The organism is Heyndrickxia coagulans DSM 1 = ATCC 7050 (genome assembly GCF_000290615.1).
GTDB classification, from domain to species: domain Bacteria; phylum Bacillota; class Bacilli; order Bacillales; family Bacillaceae_C; genus Weizmannia; species Weizmannia coagulans.
The window spans coordinates 1-386 of record NZ_ALAS01000237.1 but is presented as its reverse complement, the minus strand read 5'-3'; the positions used below and the strand labels follow the sequence as shown (position 1 = coordinate 386).

The window sequence follows — 386 nt, the reverse complement described above, 5'->3', positions numbered from 1 at the left end:
TAAGGGCAAGATGGAAGAACACGATAACCTGCTGAACCAGGACTTCTCAACGACAACCATCAACGAGAAATGGGTTACGGATATTACGTACATTCATACTTTGAGAGACGGTTGGTGCTACCTGGCTTCCGTAATGGATTTACATTCCAGAAAGATTGTCGGTTACGCTTTTGACCGCCACATGACGACTGAACTGGCTTTAAAGGCAGTAGAAAACGCTTATCAGGCACAACGTCCAGGTCCGGGATTGATCTTGCATTCTGATTTGGGATCCCAGTATACAAGCGAGAAATTTGCAGAATACATGGAAAAGAAGCAGTTCAAACACTCCTTCAGTAAAAAAGGTTGCCCATACGATAACGCCTGCATTGAGTCTTTCCATGCAA

The 386-nt window shown here is 44.3% G+C and carries 1 protein-coding gene; it reads left to right on the top strand.

What is annotated here, in order from left to right; genetic code table 11:
* The coding region (locus IC21_RS12930) for an IS3 family transposase (protein WP_035180992.1) at positions 1 to 386 on the top strand (386 nt) is incomplete at both ends.